The sequence below is a fragment of the Streptomyces sodiiphilus genome (genome assembly GCF_039529215.1).
GTDB classification, from domain to species: Bacteria; Actinomycetota; Actinomycetes; order Streptomycetales; family Streptomycetaceae; genus Streptomyces; species Streptomyces sodiiphilus.
In genome coordinates this window covers 1-6259 of sequence record NZ_BAAAMJ010000075.1, presented here as the reverse complement: position 1 = coordinate 6259, position 6259 = coordinate 1, and the positions used below count along the sequence as shown (strand labels likewise).

The 6259-nt window shown below is 75.2% G+C and carries 2 protein-coding genes; both read right to left on the bottom strand.

Annotation, left to right across the window (positions count from 1 at the left end; all coding sequences use genetic code 11):
• A partial coding sequence (locus tag ABD299_RS23325; protein ID WP_344266231.1) for an SDR family NAD(P)-dependent oxidoreductase occupies positions 1–6080 on the bottom strand: 6080 nt, incomplete at its 3' end.
• On the bottom strand, positions 6077–6259 hold a 183-nt coding region (locus ABD299_RS23320), incomplete at its 5' end, for a hypothetical protein (protein ID WP_344266228.1). The genes ABD299_RS23320 and ABD299_RS23325, both read right to left, overlap by 4 nt.

Genomic DNA, 6259 nt, shown 5'->3' with positions numbered 1-6259 from the left:
ACCCGGTTGGCCAGGAAGGCGTTGTGGTTGCCCAGGCCGCTGGGCGCGTCCAGCTCCGGGCCGATGTTGTGCTCCCGGTAGTGCTGGTAGCTGGCACCCACGAAGACACCGGTGGCCGCCGGTACGGACAGCGGGGGAATACCCGCGTCCTCCAGGGCCTCCCAGGCCGTGCGCAGCAGCCACCGGGCCTGCGGGTCCAGAACCTCCGCCTGCTTGGGAAAGAAGTCGAAGAACTCGGCGTCGAACTCCTCGATGCCGGAGAGGAACCCGCCCACGGCGGGCACGTCGGTCCCGATGTCGCCGGTCCAGCGGGCGGCCGGGGCCGGACCGGTCGCGGTGCCGCCGCGCGACAGCATCGACCAGAACGCCTCCGGGCCCTGCGCACCGGGCAGGGCGCAGGCCAGGCCGACGACGGCCATGTCCTGCGGGCGTGCGGCCGGTGGCGTCGGACCCGGGGCGCCGGAGGGCCCGGCCGCGGCGGCCGGTGAGTCCTCCGAGCCCGCGCCGCCGGTCGTCGCGCCCTCCTCGCGCGTCTGTGGGACGGAGGGTGCTGCCGGTTCTGCCGGTTCCCGCTCCGCAGCGGGGGCGAGGGAGGCGGCCAGGGCGCGGCAGTCGCGCGCGTCCAGGACGTCCGTCGGGCTGACGGCGATCCCCAGACGTTCCCCGAGCCCGGCCGCGACCATGGTGGCCAGCATCGAGTCCAGTCCGGCGGCGGACAGGGAGGTGGTCGCGGTGATCTCCGGGTCCCGCAGCACCTCGCGGACCAGTTCCACGACGCCTTCCTCGCCGCCGGGCCCGCCGGGCGCGGGCGGGTGCCCGGCCGGTGCCTCACCGGCCCGCGGCACGGTCCCGGCCGTGGCCCCGGTTGCAGTGCCGGTTCCCGGCAGGGTCCGGTAGACGATGCCTTCCAGGGAGGCCAGCACCCGGCCGTCGGCGGCCAGCAGCAGGGCATGGCCGTGCCGGGTGCCGTCGGGATCCTGCTCGTCCGACCGCAGGTGCACGAACGCGGTCTGCGACGGGTCGCCCCAGGACACCGCGCGCCGCACGGCCACCGGGAGATACGTGTCGGGAGACGAGGCCGGGTCGGCCAGGGTGAGCACGGCCATGCTCTGCAGCGCGGCGTCGATCGCGGCGACCGCACGCACCGGGGCGCTCTGCCCGGTGCTGTCCACCTCGGCGAGCACGGAGCCGGGGCCGTAGCGGACACCGGTGACCGGCGTGAGCGGCGGTGCGTACAGCATCTCCTTCGCCGCGAACCACGCGTACAGGCCGGCCGGTTCCAGGCTGCGCGGGCACCCGGCCCGCACCTCCTCCACCGGCACGGGGTCCGGAGCCCCGTTCTCGGGGGAGCGTGGCCCGAGGGTGAGGCGGGCGATGACCCGCTCGCCGTGCCGGTAGGTCACCGTCCCGGCCTCCCCTTCGCCGTCGCCGGAGAGCTCGCCGGCGAGGACGTGCTGCCCGGTGCCCCGGGCGGTGAAGGAGATCCGCTCGAGCACGGCTGCCCGCTCCAGGCCCATGGCGATGAGCAGGGCGGCGGGAACCGTCTCCTGCCCGAGCACCCGGTGGGCCCCCGTCAGCAGGCCGGTGACCGCGGCCAGGCCGGACGGGGAGTCCCGCTCCGGGTCCGGCCCGGCGGCCGAGGCCCGGGGACGGAACGGATACGGCGGCAGGGACAGTCGCCGTGGCCGCCGGCCGGCATGCACCGAGGCCCAGTCGACCCGGTGTCCCCCCGCGTAGAGAAATGCCAGCCCGGTGGCCAGGCCGTGGTCGGGAAGCCGCAGCTCCATCGCGATACGTCCGGCACCCAGCGGCACGCGGTCCGCCAGCCGGCCGGCGAGTTCCGGCCCGGGCGTCACGCCCGTCCCCGCTGTCCGCAGACCGCCGGTCAGCACGCTCCGTCCACGGACCACCGTTCCCGGCAGGTCCCGCGGCCGTACGCCGTCCGTCAGCCCGCGCAGTCCGTCGGTCAGTTCGCCGACCGTGGAGCCCAGGACGGCGACGCGGTGCGGGAGATGTTCCCGGCCGACGGCGGCGGAGAAGCACAGCGCGGCCGCGTCGGCGGGACGTTCCATGGACAGGTGGCGTTCCAGGTCCGCGAGCCGTTCGGCCAGCTTGTCGGGGGTGTGCCCGGAGACGACGAGGACGTGCTCGCCCCGGTTCCCGGTGCGGTCGCTGCCGGGCTCCGTGCCCGCCGGGTACTCCTCGACGACGATGTGCGCGTTGGTGCCGCCCATGCCGAAGGCGCTGACTCCCGCCCGGCGGGGTCCGCCCGGCCGCCACGGCCGCGGCTCGGCGGGAATCACGAAGGGGCCGGAGGAGAGGTCGATGTGCGGCCCGGTGGAACCGAAGCCGGCCAGCGGCGGCACCTCCCCGTGCCGCATGCACAGCAGGACCTTGACCAGTCCGGCCAGTCCGGCGGCCGGTTCCAGGTGCCCGATGTTCGCCTTGACCGAGCCGACGAAGCACGGCCCGCGGTCCTTGTCCTGCCCGAACACCTCGGTGAGCGCCGCGATCTCGATCGGATCCCCGAGCCGGGTCGCCGTGCCGTGCGCCTCGACCAGGGAGACGGCGGAGGCGGGGAGGCCGGCGTCGGCGAGCGCGGCGCGGATCACGGCCGCCTGCGACTCGCTGCGGGGCACCGGCAGCGCGCTGCCCCGTCCGCCGTGGTTGACGGCGGTGCCCCGGATGACGCCCTGGACGTGGTCGCCGTCGCGCTCGGCGTCGCCCAGCCGCTTGAGCATGACCGCGATCGCGCCCTCGCCCGGGACGAACCCGTCGGCCCGCTCGTCGAAGGGCCGGGGCCTGCTCGGCGAGAGGGCGCCGAGCTGGCTCAGGCTGCGGTAGTACCAGGGGGTGAGTCCCACGTGACAGGCGGCCACCACGGCTGCGCCGCACTGGCCCGTCCGCAGCGCGGTCACCGCCTGCTGCACCGCGACCAGTGAGGACGAGCACAGCGTGTCGACGGTCTGGGAAGGGCCGGTGAGGTCGAGCGCGTAGGAGATCCGGTTGGCCAGGAGGGCGTTCATCGACCCCAGTGCGGTGTGCGGGCCGACGTCCTCCAGCCCGTTCGCGTCCCGGTGGTGGGTGTAGCTCGCCCCGACGAACACACCGATGTCGCGCCGGCCGGCCAGGCCGCTGCCGTCGATGACCGACCAGGCGTGTTCCAGGAGCAGCTTCTGCTGCGGGTCCATCTCCTCGGCCTCGCGCACGGAGATGCCGAAGAACTTCGGGTCGAAGCGGTCGATTTCGCCGACGAAGGCGCCGACACGGCAGTACGTCCCGGTCATCTCCGGGCCGCGCTCCTCGTAGTGGGCGCCGATGTCCCAGCGCTCGGGGGGGACTTCGGTGAAAGCGGTACCCCCGGACCGCAGCAGGTCCCACAGCTCCGCCGGGTTCGCGGCGCCCGGCAGGTCGCCGGAGACGGCCACGATCGCGATGTCCGTCTCCCGCGGGCCGTCTCCGGAGGGTCCGGCCGGGGCGACGTGAGGGGCACGGCCGGTGGCGCCGGTGTCCGCCGCCGGGGCCGGCTCCGGGTCCTCCGCGCCGCCGGCGCCGGGAGAGACCGGCGCCCGCGGGGCCGGGGGAACGACGCCGTACCGGCCGGCGAGTGCCTCCGCGAGCTCCGCGAAGTCCCCGTACTCCAGGAAGAGCGTCGCGGGCAGCTCGCTGCCCCAGCGGCGGGACAGTTCCTCCGCCAGTTCCACGCTCATGATCGAGTTGATGCCGTAGTCCCCCAGTGGGGTGCTCCGGTCGAAGGCGGTCAGGTCCAGCCGTTCCGCCAGGAACCGCTCCAGTTCACCGGCCACGCGCTCTTCCGGTGAGAGGCCGGTGCCGGCGTCCGTACCCGCGGCTTCCGGCTGCCCGGAGGGCGCGGCCTCCCCGGGCCCGCCGTCCTCGGACGGGCGGACGGCCGGTGAGGTGGCGTCGGGGTGCGCGATGACCAGCTGCCGGGAGCCGCTGCCCAGGGCGGTCATCAGTGCGTCGAGTGCCTCCTCGGTGCCCAGGGGGCGGACGCCGCGGCGGCGCAACTGGTCGGCGACGGCGGTCCCCATGCCCACCTCGCCCCACAGCCCCCAGTCGATGCTGACCCAGGGCTCTCCCCGGGCGTGGGCGAAGGCGTCCAGGTAGGCGTTGGCCGCCGCGTAGCCGCCCTGACCGAGATTGCCGAACGCCCCCGACACGGAGGCGAACAGCACCGCGAAGTCCAGGTCCAGGCCGGTGACGGCGGACGCGAGCTCCCGGGCACCGTCCGCCTTGGGCCGCAGCACGGCGGCCACGTCCTCGGCGGTGGCGCTGCGGATCAGCCCGTCCTTGAGGGTGCCGGCGGCGTGCACCACCCCGTGCGGATCGCCCGCCTCTTCCCGGAACCGTTCGACGACCGATGCCAGTTCGCCCGGGACGGACACGTCCGCGCGGAGGGAGAGAACCGTGCAGCCGGACGACGCGAGCGCGGCCGGCAGTCCGCTGTTGTCGGCCGGGCCGCCCGACCGGCTGACCAGGCCGACGGCCCCCGCGCCCTCGCGGGCGAACCTCGCGGCCACCTCCAGGCCCAGCCCGCCGTGGCCTCCCAGGATCAGGTAGCGCCCGCCGGGCCGGACCGGCGGGCCCCCGGTGCCGGCGGTGCGGTGGGGAACTCTGACCGGCTCGTGCCGGGTGCCCCCGCGGTACCCGCACTCCACGGGGCCGTCGCCCAGTTCCGCGGCCGGCACAGCGGCCGAGGCGGCGGAGGACGCGTCGAGATCCACGAGGCGCGGATTCAGTCCCGGGTACTCGATGGCCGCGGTCCTCATCAGGCCCCACAGCGCGGCCCGTTCGGCCAGCGGCGTGTCTCCGTCGGCCACCGGCTGGGCGTTCTCGGTCACCACCAGGAAGCGGGTCTTCCAGCGGAGGGTGCCCAGAGTCCTCAGTGCGGCCAGGCAGCTGTACAGGCCGGCGCGCAGTTCGTCCCCGGCCGCACGCGCCGGGCCGGTGCTCCACAGATGCAGCACCCCCTGGACGGGGCCGCCGAGCTCTTCCCACAGCCCGCGGAACGCGTCCTCGTCCGCGACGGGCATGACCCGGTGCTCACCGGACGGCGCGGCCGGAGGCGAGGGGAAGACCTCCACGACGCGGGCACCCTCGGCGCGCAGTTGCGCGACCGCGTGTCTGCCGGGAGTTTCCCGGTCGTCGTTGCGCAGCACCACCCAGGTGCCGGAGGCGGGGTCGCGGGGGGCGGGAGGGGCCGCCGGGCGCCACCGGATCGCCGTCATGAGCGAGGCCGCCCGGCTGCCCGCCCCCGGGCGGCCCGGTGCGGGCAGGTGCCGCATCCGGATGCCGCCGAACTCCGCCAGGGCATTCCCGGCCTGATCGAGGACCAGGGCGTCGGCGACCGAGTAGGCCCCCTCCACACCGGTGCGCCGCACCCGGACGGTGACGTCCGCGACGGGAGGGGAGATCTGCGACCGGAGGGTGAAGCGGGTGAAGCCGATGGGGAGCATCGGGCGCGCCCGTCCGTCCGCTCCCAGATCCTGCAGTGCGCAGCTCACCACCTGGAAGACGCCGTCCACCAGCAGGGGGTGGGCGTACCAGGGCAGAGCCTGGGCGGAGGCGTGCAGCACGGCCTCGGCCGTCCCCTCCCCGGTGCGGAGCGAGCGGACCGTCCGGAAGCCGGGACCGTACTCCAGGCCGTGCTCCAGCCAGCTCGTGTAGACGTTCTCCGGCGCGACCGTGACCGGGGCGGATATCTGCCAGGCGGTGTCCGCCCGGCCGTCGTCCGGCAGGAGCCGGCCCGTTCCGCAGGACACCTGGGTGCGCCGGTGGCCGGTGACCGCGCTCAGCTCGAAGCGGGTCTTTCCCTCCGGCTCCGGGGCCGTGTCGAGCCGGATCGTCGCCTGTCCGTCACGGGGAACGGTGAACGGCCGCACGAAGGCGACGTCGGTGAGTTCCGCCGGCCGGAACCCGGCTCCCCGGGTGAGCCCCAGCAGGGCCATCTCCATCTGCATGGAGGCCGGCAGGATCCCGGTCCCGCCGGAGCGGTGCTGGGCGACGAAGGGGTCGTCCCCGGTGAAGGTCTTCTCGAAGGTCTCGGCCCGGTGCGTCATCGTCCCTCGCCTGGCTGCACGTAGTGGCTGTCGAACAGCGGATGGCCGGCGGCCTGTCCGTTCCCGGTGGAGGCGGGGCCGTCGTGGTGCGGCGGCCGGGCGCGACCGGAGGACTCACGGGCGGCCGGTGCCACCAGGTCCTGCCGGTTGAAGGGGTAGGTGGGGATGGTGGTGTGGTG